The organism is Streptomyces sp. LN549 (assembly GCF_043203805.1).
In the GTDB taxonomy this organism is placed as follows: domain Bacteria; phylum Actinomycetota; class Actinomycetes; order Streptomycetales; family Streptomycetaceae; genus Streptomyces.
In genome coordinates, this window is sequence record NZ_JAZHRI010000002.1 from 1,261,916 (window position 1) to 1,280,112 (window position 18,197).

The 18,197-nt window shown below is 66.7% G+C and carries 11 protein-coding genes and 3 rRNA genes; 7 read left to right on the top strand and 7 right to left on the bottom strand.

Going from position 1 to position 18,197, the window contains the following annotated elements; translation table 11 throughout:
• Positions 1–76 precede the first annotated feature (76 nt).
• The 4 genes from SH922_RS05665 to SH922_RS05680 form a co-directional block, all read right to left on the bottom strand.
• Entirely contained in the window at positions 77–685 is a 609-nt protein-coding gene (locus tag SH922_RS05665; RefSeq protein ID WP_393055313.1) for a CDP-alcohol phosphatidyltransferase family protein, read from the bottom strand.
• Between the two features lie 147 nt (positions 686–832).
• Positions 833–949, bottom strand: a 5S ribosomal RNA gene (gene rrf, locus SH922_RS05670).
• A 79-nt stretch (positions 950–1,028) separates the two neighbouring features.
• Positions 1,029–4,153 (bottom strand): 23S ribosomal RNA (locus SH922_RS05675).
• Positions 4,154–4,453: 300 nt separating this feature from the next.
• A 16S ribosomal RNA gene (locus SH922_RS05680) occupies positions 4,454–5,978 on the bottom strand.
• The 16S, 23S and 5S rRNA genes sit together here, the layout of an rRNA operon.
• Before the next feature lie 689 nt (positions 5,979–6,667).
• Here SH922_RS05680 and SH922_RS05685 point away from each other — a divergent pair.
• Together SH922_RS05685 and ptsP are read left to right on the top strand one after the other, a co-directional pair.
• The gene (locus tag SH922_RS05685) at positions 6,668–7,117 is read left to right on the top strand and encodes a PTS glucose transporter subunit IIA (protein WP_393055315.1); all 450 of its coding nucleotides are present in this window, start codon (positions 6,668–6,670) and stop codon (positions 7,115–7,117) included.
• A 76-nt stretch (positions 7,118–7,193) separates the two neighbouring features.
• On the top strand, positions 7,194–8,864 hold the full coding sequence (ptsP, locus tag SH922_RS05690) for a phosphoenolpyruvate--protein phosphotransferase (RefSeq protein ID WP_393055317.1): 1,671 nt from the start codon (positions 7,194–7,196) through the stop codon (positions 8,862–8,864).
• Between the two features lie 80 nt (positions 8,865–8,944).
• Here the strand turns inward: ptsP and SH922_RS05695 are convergent, their stop codons facing one another.
• Positions 8,945–9,862, bottom strand: a complete 918-nt coding sequence (locus SH922_RS05695) for a hypothetical protein (protein WP_393055319.1) — start codon at positions 9,860–9,862, stop codon at positions 8,945–8,947.
• A gap of 67 nt (positions 9,863–9,929) precedes the next feature.
• On the bottom strand, positions 9,930–11,906 hold the full coding sequence (locus tag SH922_RS05700) for an acetoacetate--CoA ligase (RefSeq protein ID WP_393055321.1): 1,977 nt from the start codon (positions 11,904–11,906) through the stop codon (positions 9,930–9,932).
• A 242-nt stretch (positions 11,907–12,148) separates the two neighbouring features.
• On the opposite strand from SH922_RS05700, the gene SH922_RS05705 reads away from it, so the two are divergent.
• Positions 12,149–14,500, top strand: a complete 2,352-nt coding sequence (locus SH922_RS05705) for a glycoside hydrolase family 31 protein (protein ID WP_393055323.1) — start codon at positions 12,149–12,151, stop codon at positions 14,498–14,500.
• A 70-nt stretch (positions 14,501–14,570) separates the two neighbouring features.
• On the opposite strand, the gene SH922_RS05710 is transcribed toward SH922_RS05705, so the two are convergent.
• Positions 14,571–15,080: an NUDIX domain-containing protein gene (locus SH922_RS05710; protein WP_393055325.1), complete on the bottom strand. Its 510-nt coding sequence runs from the start codon at positions 15,078–15,080 to the stop codon at positions 14,571–14,573.
• A gap of 114 nt (positions 15,081–15,194) precedes the next feature.
• Here SH922_RS05710 and SH922_RS05715 point away from each other — a divergent pair, with 114 nt between their 5' ends.
• From SH922_RS05715 to SH922_RS05730, 4 genes are all read left to right on the top strand, one after another.
• On the top strand, positions 15,195–16,001 hold the full coding sequence (locus tag SH922_RS05715) for a M15 family metallopeptidase (RefSeq protein ID WP_393055327.1): 807 nt from the start codon (positions 15,195–15,197) through the stop codon (positions 15,999–16,001).
• 128 nt (positions 16,002–16,129) lie between these two features.
• Positions 16,130–16,477, top strand: a complete 348-nt coding sequence (locus SH922_RS05720) for an Mpo1-like protein (protein WP_393055330.1) — start codon at positions 16,130–16,132, stop codon at positions 16,475–16,477.
• Between the two features lie 48 nt (positions 16,478–16,525).
• Positions 16,526–17,005 carry a Zn-ribbon domain-containing OB-fold protein gene (locus SH922_RS05725; RefSeq protein WP_393055332.1) on the top strand — a complete coding sequence of 160 codons (480 nt, stop codon included), beginning with the start codon at positions 16,526–16,528 and terminating at the stop codon, positions 17,003–17,005.
• Positions 17,002–18,192: a lipid-transfer protein gene (locus SH922_RS05730; protein WP_393055335.1), complete on the top strand. Its 1,191-nt coding sequence runs from the start codon at positions 17,002–17,004 to the stop codon at positions 18,190–18,192. Before SH922_RS05725 ends, SH922_RS05730 begins: the two co-directional genes overlap by 4 nt.
• The last annotated feature ends 5 nt before the right edge of the window (positions 18,193–18,197 follow it).

The window sequence follows — 18,197 nt, forward strand, 5'->3', positions numbered from 1 at the left end:
CGACTTCGCCCGTCCGGGCAGCATCTGTGTCATCAGCCGCGGGCCGGCCACGCTGCGCGGCACCGCATCAACGAGCTCAATCGGCTACTGCATCCGCCTTGACCAGCCGGCGGACCTGAACCACGTAGAGGATCCCTGCCCACCAGTAGAGCGTTGTACCCCATCCTGCGAACGCCCATCCGAAAATAGTGGCCAGCGATGCCAGCCAACCACTTCCGTCACTGAGCAGCAACAAGGGAAATGCGTACATCAGGTTGAACGTGGCCGCCTTGCCCAGGAAGTTCACCTGAGGCGGCGGATAGCCATGACGGCGAAGGATTCCCACCATCACGAGAAGCATCAGTTCACGGGCGAGGAGCGCGGCGGTGAGCCAGAGCGGGAGGATCTCCCGCCAGGTCAGGCCGACAAGCGTGGAAAGAATGTAGAGACGGTCGGCAGCAGGGTCAAGCAGCCGTCCGAGGCTGCTGATCTGGTTCCACCGGCGCGCGAGCTTACCGTCGAGGTAGTCGCTCACACCGCTGAACATCAGTACCAGAAGCGCCCAGCCGTCGCTCTGAGGCCCGCCGAACTCGGGTCGGAGAATCAGCCACAGGAAGACAGGTACGCCAACGAGGCGAGCCATGCTGAGGATGTTGGGGATGGTGAGGACCCGGTCCGTCTGAACGCGAGTCTCCTGGACCTCCACCCGGGGGCCTCCTGTGAATGAACGTGCCGATGATGCCCCCTGACCCTACCCTCAGCGATGGCCGGCAGATGCACAGGGGTGCAAGGAACATCCTGGGAACGCAGAAAAGCCCCGTGCCACAAGGGCACGGGGCTTTTCATAAAAGGAGTTCGGCGGCGTCCTACTCTCCCACAGGGTCCCCCCTGCAGTACCATCGGCGCTGAAAGGCTTAGCTTCCGGGTTCGGAATGTAACCGGGCGTTTCCCTAACGCAATGACCACCGAAACACTATGAAATTAACCAACACCGGAACAAAACACGGCCGTTCGTTATTTCAGAACTAACACAGTGGACGCGAGCAACTGAGGACAAGCCCTCGGCCTATTAGTACCAGTCAGCTCCACCCGTTACCGGGCTTCCACATCTGGCCTATCAACCCAGTCGTCTACTGGGAGCCTTAACCCTTCAAGAGGGTGGGAATACTCATCTCGAAGCAGGCTTCCCGCTTAGATGCTTTCAGCGGTTATCCTTTCCGAACGTAGCCAACCAGCCATGCCCTTGGCAGGACAACTGGCACACCAGAGGTTCGTCCGTCCCGGTCCTCTCGTACTAGGGACAGCCCTTCTCAATATTCCTACGCGCACAGCGGATAGGGACCGAACTGTCTCACGACGTTCTAAACCCAGCTCGCGTACCGCTTTAATGGGCGAACAGCCCAACCCTTGGGACCGACTCCAGCCCCAGGATGCGACGAGCCGACATCGAGGTGCCAAACCATCCCGTCGATATGGACTCTTGGGGAAGATCAGCCTGTTATCCCCGGGGTACCTTTTATCCGTTGAGCGACAGCGCTTCCACAAGCCACTGCCGGATCACTAGTCCCGACTTTCGTCCCTGCTCGACCCGTCGGTCTCACAGTCAAGCTCCCTTGTGCACTTACACTCAACACCTGATTGCCAACCAGGCTGAGGGAACCTTTGGGCGCCTCCGTTACTCTTTAGGAGGCAACCGCCCCAGTTAAACTACCCATCAGACACTGTCCCTGATCCGGATCACGGACCCAGGTTAGACATCCAGCACGACCAGAGTGGTATTTCAACGACGACTCCACAACCACTGGCGTGGCCGCTTCAAAGTCTCCCACCTATCCTACACAAGCCGAACCGAACACCAATATCAAACTATAGTAAAGGTCCCGGGGTCTTTCCGTCCTGCTGCGCGAAACGAGCATCTTTACTCGTAGTGCAATTTCACCGGGCCTATGGTTGAGACAGTCGAGAAGTCGTTACGCCATTCGTGCAGGTCGGAACTTACCCGACAAGGAATTTCGCTACCTTAGGATGGTTATAGTTACCACCGCCGTTTACTGGCGCTTAAGTTCTCAGCTTCGCCGACCCGAAAGTCAGCTAACCGGTCCCCTTAACGTTCCAGCACCGGGCAGGCGTCAGTCCGTATACATCGCCTTACGGCTTCGCACGGACCTGTGTTTTTAGTAAACAGTCGCTTCTCGCTGGTCTCTGCGGCCACCCCCAGCTCACCGAGTAAATCGGATCACCAGTGATGGCCCCCCTTCTCCCGAAGTTACGGGGGCATTTTGCCGAGTTCCTTAACCATAGTTCACCCGAACGCCTCGGTATTCTCTACCTGACCACCTGAGTCGGTTTAGGGTACGGGCCGCCATGAAACTCGCTAGAGGCTTTTCTTGACAGCATAGGATCATCCACTTCACCACAATCGGCTCGGCATCAGGTCTCAGCCTTAATGTGTGACGGATTTACCTACCACACGGCCTACACCCTTACCCCGGGACTACCACCGCCCGGGCTGGACTACCTTCCTGCGTCACCCCATCGCTTACCTAGTACAAGTCTGGTTCGTCGGCTCCACCACTACCCTCAACTCCGAAGAGATCGGGCCGGCTTCACGGACTTAGCATCGCCTGATTCAGTATTGGGCGTTTCAAAGCGGGTACCGGAATATCAACCGGTTGTCCATCGACTACGCCTGTCGGCCTCGCCTTAGGTCCCGACTTACCCTGGGCAGATCAGCTTGACCCAGGAACCCTTAGTCAATCGGCGCACACGTTTCTCACGTGTGTATCGCTACTCATGCCTGCATTCTCACTCGTGAACCGTCCACAACTCGCTTCCGCGGCTGCTTCACCCGGCACACGACGCTCCCCTACCCATCCACACAGGCGTTGGCCCTATATGTGTGAATGACACGACTTCGGCGGTACGCTTGAGCCCCGCTACATTGTCGGCGCGGAATCACTTGACCAGTGAGCTATTACGCACTCTTTCAAGGGTGGCTGCTTCTAAGCCAACCTCCTGGTTGTCTCTGCGACTCCACATCCTTTCCCACTTAGCGTACGCTTAGGGGCCTTAGTCGATGCTCTGGGCTGTTTCCCTCTCGACCATGGAGCTTATCCCCCACAGTCTCACTGCCGTGCTCTCACTTACCGGCATTCGGAGTTTGGCTAAGGTCAGTAACCCGGTAGGGCCCATCGCCTATCCAGTGCTCTACCTCCGGCAAGAAACACACGACGCTGCACCTAAATGCATTTCGGGGAGAACCAGCTATCACGGAGTTTGATTGGCCTTTCACCCCTAACCACAGGTCATCCCCCAGGTTTTCAACCCTGGTGGGTTCGGTCCTCCACGAAGTCTTACCTCCGCTTCAACCTGCCCATGGCTAGATCACTCCGCTTCGGGTCTTGAGCGCGCTACTAAATCGCCCTATTCGGACTCGCTTTCGCTACGGCTTCCCCACACGGGTTAACCTCGCAACACACCGCAAACTCGCAGGCTCATTCTTCAAAAGGCACGCAGTCACGACGCACCGAGCAAGCTCGATGCGCGACGCTCCCACGGCTTGTAGGCACACGGTTTCAGGTACTATTTCACTCCGCTCCCGCGGTACTTTTCACCATTCCCTCACGGTACTATCCGCTATCGGTCACCAGGGAATATTTAGGCTTAACGGGTGGTCCCGCCAGATTCACACGGGATTTCTCGGGCCCCGTGCTACTTGGGTGTCTCTTAAACGAGCCGTTGATGTTTCAGCTACGGGGGTCTTACCCTCTACGCCGGACCTTTCGCATGTCCTTCGCCTACATCAACGGTTTCTGACTCGTCTCACAGCCGGCAGACCGTGAAAAAGAGATCCCACAACCCCGCATGCGCAACCCCTGCCGGGTATCACACGCATACGGTTTGGCCTGATCCAGTTTCGCTCGCCACTACTCCCGGAATCACGGTTGTTTTCTCTTCCTGAGGGTACTGAGATGTTTCACTTCCCCTCGTTCCCTCCACACTGCCTATGTGTTCAGCAGTGGGTGACAGCCCATGACGACTGCCGGGTTTCCCCATTCGGACACCCCCGGATCAAAGCTTGGTTGACAGCTCCCCGGGGCCTATCGTGGCCTCCCACGTCCTTCATCGGTTCCTGGTGCCAAGGCATCCACCGTGCGCCCTTAAAAACTTGGCCACAGATGCTCGCGTCCACTGTGCAGTTCTCAAACAACGACCAGCCACCCATCACCCCACCCTTACAGGCGAGTTCACTGGGGCCGGCAACCGAAGGACGACCTTTACGGCCGTACCTTCAGATACCCAACAGCGTGCCCGACCCGACCGATCACCCTCACGTTCCACGCCGAAGCAGTACTAGTGAAAACAACCTGTCGTGCCGAATAGTCAACGTTCCACCCATGAGCAACCAGCACCGAACATTCGCCGGTGTACTGGCCTCTGACCAAACCGAAGCCTGGTAAGAAGTGCTCCTTAGAAAGGAGGTGATCCAGCCGCACCTTCCGGTACGGCTACCTTGTTACGACTTCGTCCCAATCGCCAGTCCCACCTTCGACAGCTCCCTCCCACAAGGGGTTGGGCCACCGGCTTCGGGTGTTACCGACTTTCGTGACGTGACGGGCGGTGTGTACAAGGCCCGGGAACGTATTCACCGCAGCAATGCTGATCTGCGATTACTAGCAACTCCGACTTCATGGGGTCGAGTTGCAGACCCCAATCCGAACTGAGACCGGCTTTTGAGATTCGCTCCGCCTCGCGGCATCGCAGCTCATTGTACCGGCCATTGTAGCACGTGTGCAGCCCAAGACATAAGGGGCATGATGACTTGACGTCGTCCCCACCTTCCTCCGAGTTGACCCCGGCAGTCTCCTGTGAGTCCCCATCACCCCGAAGGGCATGCTGGCAACACAGAACAAGGGTTGCGCTCGTTGCGGGACTTAACCCAACATCTCACGACACGAGCTGACGACAGCCATGCACCACCTGTATACCGACCACAAGGGGGGCACCATCTCTGATGCTTTCCGGTATATGTCAAGCCTTGGTAAGGTTCTTCGCGTTGCGTCGAATTAAGCCACATGCTCCGCTGCTTGTGCGGGCCCCCGTCAATTCCTTTGAGTTTTAGCCTTGCGGCCGTACTCCCCAGGCGGGGAACTTAATGCGTTAGCTGCGGCACCGACGACGTGGAATGTCGCCAACACCTAGTTCCCAACGTTTACGGCGTGGACTACCAGGGTATCTAATCCTGTTCGCTCCCCACGCTTTCGCTCCTCAGCGTCAGTAATGGCCCAGAGATCCGCCTTCGCCACCGGTGTTCCTCCTGATATCTGCGCATTTCACCGCTACACCAGGAATTCCGATCTCCCCTACCACACTCTAGCCTGCCCGTATCGACTGCAGACCCGGGGTTAAGCCCCGGGCTTTCACAACCGACGCAACAAGCCGCCTACGAGCTCTTTACGCCCAATAATTCCGGACAACGCTTGCGCCCTACGTATTACCGCGGCTGCTGGCACGTAGTTAGCCGGCGCTTCTTCTGCAGGTACCGTCACTTTCGCTTCTTCCCTGCTGAAAGAGGTTTACAACCCGAAGGCCGTCATCCCTCACGCGGCGTCGCTGCATCAGGCTTTCGCCCATTGTGCAATATTCCCCACTGCTGCCTCCCGTAGGAGTCTGGGCCGTGTCTCAGTCCCAGTGTGGCCGGTCGCCCTCTCAGGCCGGCTACCCGTCGTCGCCTTGGTAGGCCATTACCCCACCAACTAGCTGATAGGCCGCGGGCTCATCCTTCACCGCCGGAGCTTTTAACCTTCCCCCATGAGAGGGAAAGTGTTATCCGGTATTAGACCCCGTTTCCAGGGCTTGTCCCAGAGTGAAGGGCAGATTGCCCACGTGTTACTCACCCGTTCGCCACTAATCCACCCCGAAGGGCTTCATCGTTCGACTTGCATGTGTTAAGCACGCCGCCAGCGTTCGTCCTGAGCCAGGATCAAACTCTCCGTGAATGTTTTCCCGTAATCGGGTAGACACCACGAGAGCGGAACGACCAGGTCGGAATATGACCGATCGTCCACTGAATCCTCGCTGTGTGCATTGCCTACCAGGCCAGAGACCTGTTAGGACTTTTCAAAGGAACCTCGAACCTGCCGAAGCAGGTCGGGGTATCAACATATCTGGCGTTGACTTTTGGCACGCTGTTGAGTTCTCAAGGAACGGACGCTTCCTTTGTACTCACCCTCTCGGGCTTTCCTCCGGGCGCTTCCCTTCGGTCTTGCGTTTCCGACTCTATCAGACTCTTTCGTGTCCGATTCCCGGTCGAAGCGGGCCTCGCATTTCTCGCCTTTCAGGAATTCGCTTTCGCGCTTTCCCTTTCCGGCGAGTCCGACCCTATCAGGCCTTTCCGCTCTCCCCGGCCGGCGCCCCGCGAGCATGCGGGTGCCCGATATCGGGTTAGGGTTTGGGCTTGATAGTCGCCGCCGACCCCCGACTCAAAGTCGCGTTGGGGCCAGGCAGGAGTACGACAGTACAGGCTGCCGGGAGTCGAGGCAAATCGTTTCCGGTGCACCCCTAGGTCCTCGAACCACCAGGACTCGGGCGGAACCGGGACTTCTTATGACTTACGCTGCTGAGCAGTACGCCGTCCCCCTACAAGCCGCGGCGGCGCCATTGAAGCTCCACTCTGGGAGGCTCCCCCATGACCACTGTGACGTCCCCTCTTGCCGGACGTGCCATCGGGCTCGCTGCCGTACCCGACCCGGTCTTCTCCGGGGCGATGGTGGGCCCCGGCACCGCCATCGACCCCGTGCGTGAGCCGTCCGAGGCCGTCTCGCCCGTCGACGGAATCGTCGTCTCCCTTCACCCGCACGCCTTCGTGGTCGTGGACAGCGAGGGCCACGGGGTGCTGACCCACCTCGGCATCGACACGGTCCAGCTCAACGGCGAGGGCTTCGAGCTGCTGGTGAACAAGGGTGACACCGTCACGCGCGGCCAGGGCGTCGTCCGCTGGGACCCGGTTGCGGTCGAGGCGGCCGGCAAGTCTCCGGTATGCCCCGTCGTTGCGCTGGAGGCGACTGCCGATTCGCTGTCCGACCTCATCGAGGACGGCGACGTGAAGGTCGGCGACACACTGTTCGGCTGGCAGTAACGCGTTCGGCGCAGTGACAGCCGACTGGATATCCACCGCGGGGGCTTCGGCCACCGCACAACCGGAGACGGGTGCAATGCAGACAACGCTGCGAGGCGTAGGCGTGAGCCACGGTGTGGCGATCGGCGAGGTACGGCACATGGGCACAGCAGTGCTCGAACCGCCGGCCAAGCAGATTCCGGCCGAGGAGGCCGAGCGCGAGCAGGGGCGGGCCCGGCAGGCTGTGGAGGCCGTGGCGGCCGACCTCATCGCGCGCGGCAACCTGGCCGGGGGCGAGGCACAGCACGTGCTGGAGGCCCAGGCCATGATGGCCCAGGACCCTGAGCTCATGGCGGATGTGGACCGGCGTATCGCTGTCGGCAGTACCGCCGAACGCGGTGTGTACGACGCGTTCGCCTCGTACCGCGCGCTGCTCGCCGGCGCCGGTGAGTACCTGGCCGGCCGGGTCGCCGACCTCGACGACGTACGCAACCGCATCGTGGCCCGCCTGCTCGGCGTACCGATGCCCGGCGTGCCGGACAGCGACGAGCCGTACGTGCTGATCGCACGCGACCTGGCGCCGGCCGACACGGCGCTGCTCGACCCGACGCTGGTCCTCGGCTTCGTCACCGAGGAGGGCGGCCCGACGAGCCACAGCGCGATTCTGGCGCGGGCGCTCGGTGTGCCCGCCGTCGTGGCACTGCCCGGCGCCGGCGAGCTGGCCGAGGGCACGGTGATCGCCGTGGACGGCAGCACCGGTGAGATCTTCGTCGAGCCGAGTGCCGAGAAGCGGGCGGAGATGGAGAGCTCCGCCGCCGCGCGCAAGGCAGCGCTCTCGGCGTCGACCGGTCCGGGCGCCACGTCCGACGGACACAAGGTGCCGCTGCTCGCCAACGTCGGAGGGCCCGGCGATGTGCCGGCGGCCGTCGCAGCCGGCGCGGAGGGGGTGGGGCTCTTCCGTACCGAGTTCCTCTTCCTCGACGACAGCAAGCAGGCTCCGTCCGAGGAGAAGCAGATCGCCGCGTACCGCGCGGTGCTGGAGGCCTTCCCCGAGGGCCGTGTCGTGGTGCGGGTGCTGGATGCCGGGGCGGACAAGCCCCTGGACTTCCTGACTCCGGCCGACGAGCCGAACCCGGCGCTGGGTGTGCGCGGGCTGCGCAGTCTGCTGGATCACCCCGACGTGCTGCAGACCCAGCTGACCGCTCTGGCGAAGGCGGCCGAGGGGCTGCCGGTCTACCTCGAGGTCATGGCACCCATGGTGGCGGACCGTGCGGATGCCAAGGCCTTCGCCGACGCCTGTCGTGCGGCCGGGCTGCAGGCGAAGTTCGGCGCGATGGTCGAGATCCCGTCGGCCGCGCTGCGGGCGCGCTCCGTGCTGCAAGAGGTGGAGTTCCTGTCGCTGGGCACCAACGACCTGGCGCAGTACACCTTCGCTGCCGACCGTCAGGTGGGTGCGGTGTCCCGGCTTCAGGACCCGTGGCAGCCCGCCCTGCTGGATCTGGTCGCGATGTCGGCCGATGCCGCCAAGGCCGAGGGCAAGAGCTGTGGTGTCTGTGGTGAGGCCGCCTCCGATCCGCTGCTGGCCTGTGTCCTGACCGGTCTGGGTGTGACGTCGCTGTCGATGGGTGCCGCGTCCATTCCTTATGTACGCAGCACTCTGGCGAAGTACACGCTCGCCCAGTGCGAGCGTGCCGCGTCGGCCGCGCGTGCGGCCGACTCCGCCGAGGAAGCGCGCGTTGCCGCGCAGGCGGTGCTGTCGGGCGAGTAGGACACCACGCAGGACCCGGGGTCCCGCGATGTGTGAGAAGGGGCTTCCCGCCAGTGATGGCGGGAAGCCCCTTCCGGCTGTCAGCGGTGCTCCTCCGGTTCGTCGGCACCGATGTCGAAGCCCGCGCAGTACTCCACGCCGGATTCGGGGGCGACGGGTTCACCGGTGTCGGCGTCGGTGCAGTAGGCGCTGAACACCTCCCCCGCGGTGAGCGGGGCGAGGCTGCCGCCGGTCAGGCGCCAGCCGTGGACCCGGTCCGCGGTCCCCGGAGCGCTCGTCCGCAGGACGACTCCCCCATGGCTTTCCAGGGCGATGCCGACGGCCAGCACGGTCACGAATTCGGCGCCCTCCGCCGAGTCGAGGTGCGCGGGGCCGGTGGTGTCGCGCTCGGTGTGCAGGGCGGCGAGCAGCTGCTCGTTCTCCGTGGGAGTGCTGCAGACCAGATGATGCGTGCCGGGGCCCGCCGCCTCCAGGGTGCGCAGCATCAAGTGGGAGGCGCGGTCGAAGGCGGCGCGGCCGATGTCCTGTCCGCAGTCCGCGCAGTCCCCCAGTCCGGCCAGGAGCATCGTGGCGTACTCCCAGGTGGCCTGCCGGACCGCGCGGGCGACCAGGAGCGGGATCAGGGTGTCGATGGGTTGTCCGGTGTAGGCGACGGTGGCGCCGCAGGCCGCGACCTCGGCGGTGAACCGGCTGCGGCCCGCCGGGGTGTCGGGTGCGATTCCCGATTCGGCGCAGAACTCCGCGTACTCCTCGGGATCGAAGAGGGCGACCGTGGTGTGCATGCCCTGCGCGGCGAAAGCCCTGAGCAGGCCTTCCACCTGCTGCAGATAGACGGAGTGGTCGTCGAAGGTGAAGGTGCGGTAGCGCCGCATCGCCGCGAAGTCCTGCTCATCGGTCAGGAGGCCGATGGTGCTCGGTGCTTCGCGGCGCAGCGTGCGTCGCATCGTGGTGCCGGTCCGGCCGCGGACGATGGCCCGCTTGTTCCTGGTCTGCGCCATGATTCCCCCAGTGCGCTGTCGAACATTGCTCACTCAGAGTAATGACGGGCACTGACGGTGGCCCCGGTCAGCGGCGCTTGCGGGCCAGCTCCTCGTAGAAGTGGAGGAGTTCCAGGTTGTCGATGGAGCCGGGGTTGACGGCCTTGGCCAGGGCGGTTCCCTGGAGCAGCCGTTTGACCGGAACCTCGATGCGCTTGCCGGTGAGGGTGTGCGGGATGCCGGGGACCTCGATGACCTCGTCCGGAACGTGGCGCGGTGAGAGGTTCTCGCGGATGGTGCGCTTGATGCTGTCGCGGAGGTCGTCGTCGAGTGCGGCGCCTTCGGCGAGGTGGACGAACAGCGGCATCCAGTAGCCGCCGTCGGGTTCTTCCAGGCCGATGACGAGGGACTCGCGGATTTCGGGGAGACGCTCGACGGCTTCGTAGATGTCCGCGGAGCCCATGCGGACCCCCTGCCGGTTGAGCGTGGAGTCGGAGCGGCCATGGATGACGACGGATCCGCGGTCGGTGATCGTGATCCAGTCCCCGTGCCGCCAGGTGCCGGGGTACGTCTCGAAGTAGCTTTCGCGGTAGCGGCTGCCGTCGGGGTCGTTCCAGAAGCGGATCGGCATGGACGGCATGGGTTCTGTGACGACGAGTTCGCCGACCTCGCCGGTCAGCGGCCGGCCCGCGGGGTCCCAGGACTGGAGGTCCGTGCCGAGGCAGGCGGCCTGGAGCTCGCCGATGTGGACCGGGAGGGTGGGGACCGCTCCGGCGAAGCAGCTGCAGACGTCGGTGCCGCCGCTGACGGAGGCGATCCACAGGTCGTCGGCGACTTCGTCGTGGAGCCAGCGGAATCCGTCGGGCGGGAGCGGGGAGCCGGTGGTGGCGACGCACTGGATGCGGGAGAGGTCGAAGTCCCGCCCGGGGTGGATTCCGGCCTTGCGGCAGGCCATGACGTAGGCGGCCGACGTACCGAACAGGGTGGCGCCGGTCTGTTCGGCGACGCGCCACTGGGCGCTGACGTCCGGGTAGCCGGGGCTTCCGTCGTACAGAACAAGGGTGGTGCCGGTGAGGAGGCCGGAGACGAGGAAGTTCCACATCATCCAGCCGGTGGAGGTGTACCAGAAGAAGCGGTCCTCGGGGCCGAGGTCGCAGTGCAGGCCGATCTGCTTGAAGTGTTCGAGCAGGATGCCTCCCTGCGACTGGACGATGGCCTTGGGGAGGCCGGTCGTGCCGGAGGAGTAGAGCACCCACAGCGGGTGGTCGAAGGGGACCTGCTCGAAGACCGGCTCCGTGTCCGCCGCCGTGAGGGCGGACCAGTCGAGGGCGCCTTCGGGTGCGTCGGTGCCGAGCAGCGGGATATGCACGACGGCGCGCAGTGTGGGCAGTTCCCGGCGCAGCTCGGCGACGGTGTCCGCGCGGTGGTGCTCCTTGCCGCCGTAGCGGTAGCCGTCGACGGTGAACAGGACGACGGGTTCGACCTGCTGGAAGCGGTCGAGGACGCTGCGGGCGCCGAAGTCGGGGGCACAGGACGTCCAGACGCCCCCGACCGCGGCGGTGGCGAGGAAGGCGACGACCGCCTGCGGGATGTTGGGGAGGTAGCCGCTGACGCGGTCGCCCGGGTTGACGCCGAGGGCGCGGAGTTCCGCGGCGAGCGAGCCGACCTGACGGCGCAGTGCGGACCAGGAGACGGGGACCTGGGTGTGGGTCTCGTCGACGTGGAGCAGCGCGGGGGCGCCGGCGTGAAGGGGGTCCTCCGCCGTGCGCAGCGCGTGTTCGGCGTAGTTGAGGGTCGCGCCGGGGAACCACTGCGCGCCCGGCATGGCGCGGTCGCCGATGACGGTCTCGTACGGGGTGGAGAACCGTACGTCGAACCATTCGGCGACGGCCTGCCAGAAGGTGTCGAGCTCGTCGACGGACCAGCGGTGCAGGCTCGCGTAGCCGCCCTCGGCCGGTGCTCCGTGGCGCTCGGCCGCCCAGCTCTGGAAGCGGGTGACGGCTGCGGCCGCGATGCGGTCCGGGCCGGGCTGCCACAGGGGGGCTTCGTCGGCTGCTGAGGTCATGGGGCGGCTCCCTGGCTGTACGGGTACGCGGGGTGTGTGCGTGTGTCGCGCGCACGGGCTGGGGTGTGCGCGTGAGGCGGCTTCACGGACGATGCCATGTGATCGTCTCTCGCACCAGGGTTGCCCGCCCATGGTCGCGTGTCCCGATATGTGGTCCGGCCACGCTCCGTCCCGGCCGGCCACGGGTGAACGGAAGTTGAACAGAACCCGATACGGGATCACCGGGTGGCAGGGTGAGCTGCATGGACGGTCGTGACCTGGTGCGCTCGGTGAAGTTGGTCGGTTCGAAACAGGGGCTGCGTACGGTGCGCTACGCGTGGCGGCGGGCGCGGGCGGATGCGCGGGCCCTGCCTGCGCGCGGTCCGGAGCGGGCGCGGGTGCCGGGGAACCTGATCGGTGCGGAACCCGAACCGGGCGGCGGTGTGGTGAGGTTCGCCCGTTCGGAGCTGCGGATCCGGGTGGCGGTGGGCGGGGCCGTCTTCTGGGGGTGGGACGGCGCGGAGCCGTTGCCTTCGTACGCGCTGCCTGGGGCTGCGCCCGACGCCGATCCGCGGGCCCTGCTGGAGCCGGACAAGGACGGCGGCTGGCAGGTGGTGTCGGAGCGGCTGACGGTGGTGGTGTCCAGGCTGGGGGCGGTGGAGCTGCGGACGCCCGGCGGGGTGGTGCTGAGGCGGGAGCTGCCGCCCCGGTGGTGGGAGCCGGCGGCGGGTGGTCCGGCGCGGTGGGTGCAGCGGTCCGAGGTCCCGGCGGACGCACGGTTCTTCGGGCTGGGCGGGCGGGCTGCGGGCCCCCGGCTCAGGGATGGCGTGTACGGGCTGTGGAACACCGATCCGGGCGGGCGGTTCGGGCCCCAGGACGATCCGCTGTATCTGACGATGCCGGTGCAGGTGGTGGTCTCGGACGCGGGGACGCATCTGGCGTTCCACGACAACTCCTGGGCGGGGCGGGTGGCGCTGCGCGAGGGCGAGGAGGGGGCGGGCTCCGGTCATGACCGGCCGGGGACGTCCGAGGTCCGGATGGACGGGGGGCCGCTGCGCTGCTGGGTGGTGGTGGGTACCCCGGCCCGGGTGCTCCAGGGGTGGTCGGCGCTGACGGGTGCTCCGGCGCAGCCGCCGTCGTGGGCGCTGGGTCCGCAGCATGCGCGGTGGGGGTTCGGGAGCGAGCGGGAGGTGCGGCGGATTGCCGCGGGGTACCGGGAGCGGGGGCTGCCGTTGTCGGTGCTCCATCTGGACATCGACCACTTCGACGCGCACCGGGTGTTCACGGTGGACCGGGAGCGGTTCCCCGATCTGCCGGGGCTGGCGAAGGAGCTGCGCGAGGACGGGGTGCGGCTGGTGTCGATCGTGGACCCGGCGGTGGCCGCGGTGCCGGGGAACGCGGTGTTCGACACCGGTGCGGCGGTCGGGACCTCGGGTGCGTTCGTCCGGGACGGCCGGGGGCGGACGGTGCACGGGGAGGTGTGGCCGGGTGAGTGTGTGTATCCGGACTTCACCGATCCGCAGGTGCGCGCGTGGTGGGGCGGGCTGTACGAGGAGAGGCTGGCGCAGGGGTTCTCCGGTGTCTGGCACGACATGAACGAGCCGGTGTCGTTCGCCGCGTTCGGTGAGCCGACGCTGCCGCGTTCGTCCCGGCACTCGATGGAGGGGCAAGGCGGCGATCACCGGGAGGCCCACAACGTGTACGGCCTCGCGATGGCGCGTGCCGGGTACGAGGGGTTGTGCCGGCTGCGGCCGCAGGAGCGGCCGTTCCTGTTCTCGCGGTCCGGCTGGGCGGGGATGCAGCGTTACGGGGGCACCTGGTCGGGCGACGTGGCGACCGGCTGGCCCGGGCTGCGGGCCTCGCTCGCGCTGGTGCTGGGTCTCGGGCTGTGCGGGGTGCCGTACTCGGGGCCGGATGTCGGCGGGTTCGACGGCTCGCCGTCGCCCGAGCTGTATCTGCGGTGGTTCCAGCTGGGGGCCTATCTTCCGCTGTTCCGCACGCATGCGGCGATCGACGCGGGGCGCCGGGAGCCGTGGGAGTTCGGTCCGCGAGTGCTCGACGGGGCGCGGGAGGTGCTGTTGGAGCGGGAGCGGCTGCGCCCGTACTGGGTGACGCTGGCGCACTTGGCCCGGCTGACGGGGGCCCCGTATGTGCGTCCGCTGTGGTGGGCGGCGCCCGGTGACCGGGCCCTGCGGGAGTGCGAGGACGCGTTCCTGCTGGGTGACGCGCTGCTGGTGGTGCCGGTGCTGGCGCCAGGGGTCGGGCAGCGGTCGGTGCGGCTGCCGCCGGGACGCTGGTACGACACGGTGAGCGGTGCGGCGTACGAGGGGCCCGGGCAGGTGGTGGTCGACGCGCCGCTGTCGCGGGTGCCGGTGCTGGCAAGGGCCGGCGCGGTGATTCCGGTGCGGGGTGCGGACGGTGGGCTCGAACTGGAGGTGTGGGCTCCGGTGAAGGGGGTCGGCGGGGGCGGCTCGGTGGTCCGTGACACGGGTGACGGATGGGAGCCGGCGGTGGTCGAGCGGTACACGACGCGGCTGGTGGGCGGGCGGGTCGTGGTGGAGCGGGACGGTGAGGAGGGTCTGGTGGACTGTCCGGTCCGGGTACGGGGGACCTGAGCGGACCGCACCCCCGCGGTCCGGTCCGGGTGCGGGGGTGTGAGCTCTGAGCGTAGAGCTCTGAGTGCGGTCAGCGGTAGCGGCCTGCGAACCAGGAGCGGACAGCCTCGGTGTGCAGGGGGAAGGCGAGCGCTTCGGGTGTGTGCAGTACTGCGTATCCGGAGGTCTCGTCGGTCGGCACGGACGGCGGGAGCGCGGCGGCCGGGCGTGCGGGGAGCAGCCCGAACAGGAGCAGATAACCGTCGGGGTCGCTGAGGACGTCGGCGAGGCGGACGTCGTCCCGGTCGGCCTCGATGCCGGTCTCCTCGCGGAGTTCGCGTACGACCGCGTGCTTCCAGTCCTCGTCGTGGTCGACGAAGCCGCCGGGGAGAGCGGTGCCGCCGAGGCAGGGTTCGATGGTGCGGGTGATGACGACGAGTCCGGTGCCGCCGTGGCCGGTCACGGGGAGCAGGGCGACGGCGACCGGCAGTGGGTTGCGGTAGGCGGTGGCTCCGCAGGCGGTGCAGGTGCGGGGCCATGTGCCGGGGGCCGGGAGTGCGTTGTACGGCACTCCGCAGCTGCCGCAGTGGGAGTTCTTCACGGCTTTCTCCGTTCCTCGTCGTCTCGGGCCCGCAGGGCGTGTGAGCCGGGCGGACACGCGCGGACTGTATCCGATCGCCCGCCCGGGACGGCTCGGCTAGTGGACGATGTGCTCATGACAGGTATTGGTTCCGTTTTCCGTGTCCTGGCAGCGACTGCCGCCACTCTGCTCGCCGTCACCGCCGCCGCTCCGGTGGCGCAGGCGAAGCCCGAGCCGAAAGCCCCCAGGGAGTTCGTCGCGCTGCGCACGGTCGATCCCACGATCATCCAGGAGATGCGCTACCCCACCGGGCACGACTTCATGGGTGTGCCGGTGGACGGATACCGCCAGTCGTTGTGCATCCTGACCCGGCCGGCGGCCGAGGCCCTGCACCGGGCCCAGGTCCGGCTGCTGGCGCAGGGGTACTCGCTGAAGGTGTACGACTGCTACCGGCCCCAGCGGGCCGTCGACCACTTCGTGCGGTGGGCGAAGGATCTCGACGACGAGACGATGAAGGGCGAGTTCTATCCGCAGGTCGACAAGACCCGGCTGTTCGCGGACGGTTACATCGCCGAGAAGTCCGGGCACAGCCGGGGCAGCACGGTGGACCTGACGCTGGTGCGGCTGCCGGCCCTGCCGACCAGGCCCTACCGTCCGGGCGAAGAGCTGGTTCCGTGCTATGCCGCACAGGCCGACCGCTTCCCGGACAACTCGGTCGACATGGGGACCGGATTCGACTGCTTCGACACGCTCTCGCACACCGACGACCCGAGGATCCAGGGCGTTCAGCGCTCCAACCGCCAGTTCCTCAAGAAGACGCTCACCGACGCCGGATTCGTGAATCTGGCCGAGGAGTGGTGGCACTACACGTTCAAGCCCGAGCTGTTCCCGGACACGTACTTCGACTTCCCGGTGGCCCGCAGGTCCGTCGCCGGCCACTGAAGCGGCACGTCCGGGGAGGAGAGCGAGCGGGCGGCCGGGACCACCCCCGTGGGTTCCGGCCGCCCGTTCTTCTTCTCGGACGCGGATCGGCCGTATCCGGTTGCCGGTCCAGCCATTACGGTGCCGGTATGGCACAGCAGACGTTCGATTCGTACGAAGAATTCTGGCCCTACTACGTCGCGATGCACTCCCGGGCCGCGACCCGCTGGGTCCACCTCACCGGCACCCTGACCGGCCTCGCGATCACCGCCTACGGACTGGCCCGCGGCCGGAAGCGGTATGCGGCGGCACTGCCGCTGATCGGGTACGGGACCGCCTGGCCCGCCCATTTCCTGATCGAGAAGAACAACCCGGCCACCTTCGGTCATCCCGCCTGGTCGCTGCGCGGGGACGCACAGATGATCGGCATGATGCTGGCCGGCCGCGACCGGGAGCTCGCGGAGACCGCTGCCAAGTGGCTCGCCGACAACAGCTGACCGTGGCACACTTCTGACGTTCCGTCAGATCCAGTGCCGGGAGGGGCTTTGCCGCGCAAGCGCATACCTGTGGTGGCCGGGTGGTTCACCGAGGACGGTCCGGAGGAGGACTTCCGGCTGCTGGGCACCCGCTGCCCGCTCTGCTCGTCGGTCTTCTTCCCACCCCAGAAGGGGCTCTGCCGCAATCCGGGCTGTACGGGCGGCGAGCTCGCCGAGGTGCCGCTGTCCCGGCGCGGCACGGTCTGGTCGTACACCGACGGCCGCTACCGGCCGCCCGCCCCCTACCTCTCGGATCCTGAAGTGCCCTGGGAGCCGTGCACGCTGGTGGCGGTGGAACTGGCGGCCGAGCGGATGGTCGTGCTCGGGCAGGCGGCGCCCGGGACCGGCGTCGGGGATCTCGCGGTCGGGATGGCGGTGGAGGCCGTACCGGGAGTGATGGACTCCGGCCCCGGTGACGACGACGGTACGGTGCGGACCACCTGGCACTGGCGGCCGGTCGCCGACGGTTCCGGGGACGGTGCGGCATGAGCGGGGACGTGGCCGTCCTCGGGGCCGGAATGCATCCGTGGGGCAAATGGGGCCGCAGTTTCGTGGAGTACGGCACCGTCGCGGCCCGCAACGCGCTCGGGGACGCGGGCATCGAGTGGCGGGACGTGCAGTCCGTGGTCGGCGCGGACACCGTGCGCGGCGGCTATCCGGGGTATGTGGCCGGGGCGACGTTCGCCCAGGCGCTGGGCTGGCAGGGCGCCCGGGTGACCAGTGTGTACGCGGCCTGTGCGTCGGGGGCCCAGGCGGTCAACACCGCCAGGGCGCAGATCCTGGCCGGCATGGCGGACGTGGTGCTCGTGGTGGGCGCGGACGCGGCGCCCAAGGGGTTCTTCGCACCGGCGGGCGGCGAACGGCCCGACGATCCGGACTGGCTGAGGTTCCGGGTGCTCGGTGCGACCAATCCCGCGTACTTCGGGCTGTACGCCCGCCGCCGGATGGCCCTGCACGGGGACACTCCGGACGACTTCGCCCTGGTCAAGGTGAAGAACGCGGCAGCCGGCGCGCTGAACCCGAACGCCCGCTACCGGGCGCCGGTGAGCGCCGAACAGGTCGCGGCCTCCGCGGTCGTCGCCGATCCGCTGCGGCTGCTGGACATCTGCGCCACCTCCGACGGCGCGGCCGCCCTGGTGCTGTCCAGCATGGAGTTCGCGCGCCGCCACGGCGCCGCGGACCCCGTCCGCATCCGTGCCGTGTCGACCGTGACGCCCACCTACCCGAAGGCGGTGCTCGACCTGCCGGACATCGCCACGGATTCGGCGGCCGCCGTCGAACCGGCACCCCTGAGCTTCCGCGCCTCGATCGCACGGGCCGCGTACGAGGAGGCGGGCATCGGCCCCGAGGACCTGTCCCTGGCCGAGGTGTACGACCTCTCCACGGCGCTTGAGCTGGAGTGGTACGAGGACATCGGGCTGTGCGCTCAGGGCGAGGGCGCGTCGCTCGTGCGCACGGGAGCGACGGCGCTCGGCGGACGCATTCCGGTGAACCCGAGCGGCGGGCTCGCGTCCTTCGGCGAGGCGGTGCCGGCCCAGGCCATCGCGCAGGTCTGCGAGCTGACCTGGCAGCTGCGCGGCACGGCCGGGGAGCGCCAGATTCCGGGCGCACGGGCCGGAATCACGGCGAATCAAGGACTGTTCGGTCACGGCTCCGCAGTCGTGGCGCTGCGCTGAAGCGC

Excerpts from the sequence above, each read along its gene's own strand:
- SH922_RS05685 (WP_393055315.1), top strand. The coding sequence starts at position 6,668 with ATGACCACTGTGACGTCCCCTCTTGCCGGACGTGCCATCGGGCTCGCT.
- ptsP (WP_393055317.1), top strand. The coding sequence starts at position 7,194 with ATGCAGACAACGCTGCGAGGCGTAGGCGTGAGCCACGGTGTGGCGATC.
- SH922_RS05695 (WP_393055319.1), bottom strand. The coding sequence starts at position 9,862 with ATGGCGCAGACCAGGAACAAGCGGGCCATCGTCCGCGGCCGGACCGGC.
- SH922_RS05700 (WP_393055321.1), bottom strand. The coding sequence starts at position 11,906 with ATGACCTCAGCAGCCGACGAAGCCCCCCTGTGGCAGCCCGGCCCGGAC.
- SH922_RS05705 (WP_393055323.1), top strand. The coding sequence starts at position 12,149 with ATGGACGGTCGTGACCTGGTGCGCTCGGTGAAGTTGGTCGGTTCGAAA.
- SH922_RS05715 (WP_393055327.1), top strand. The coding sequence starts at position 15,195 with ATGACAGGTATTGGTTCCGTTTTCCGTGTCCTGGCAGCGACTGCCGCC.
- SH922_RS05720 (WP_393055330.1), top strand. The coding sequence starts at position 16,130 with ATGGCACAGCAGACGTTCGATTCGTACGAAGAATTCTGGCCCTACTAC.
- SH922_RS05730 (WP_393055335.1), top strand. The coding sequence starts at position 17,002 with ATGAGCGGGGACGTGGCCGTCCTCGGGGCCGGAATGCATCCGTGGGGC.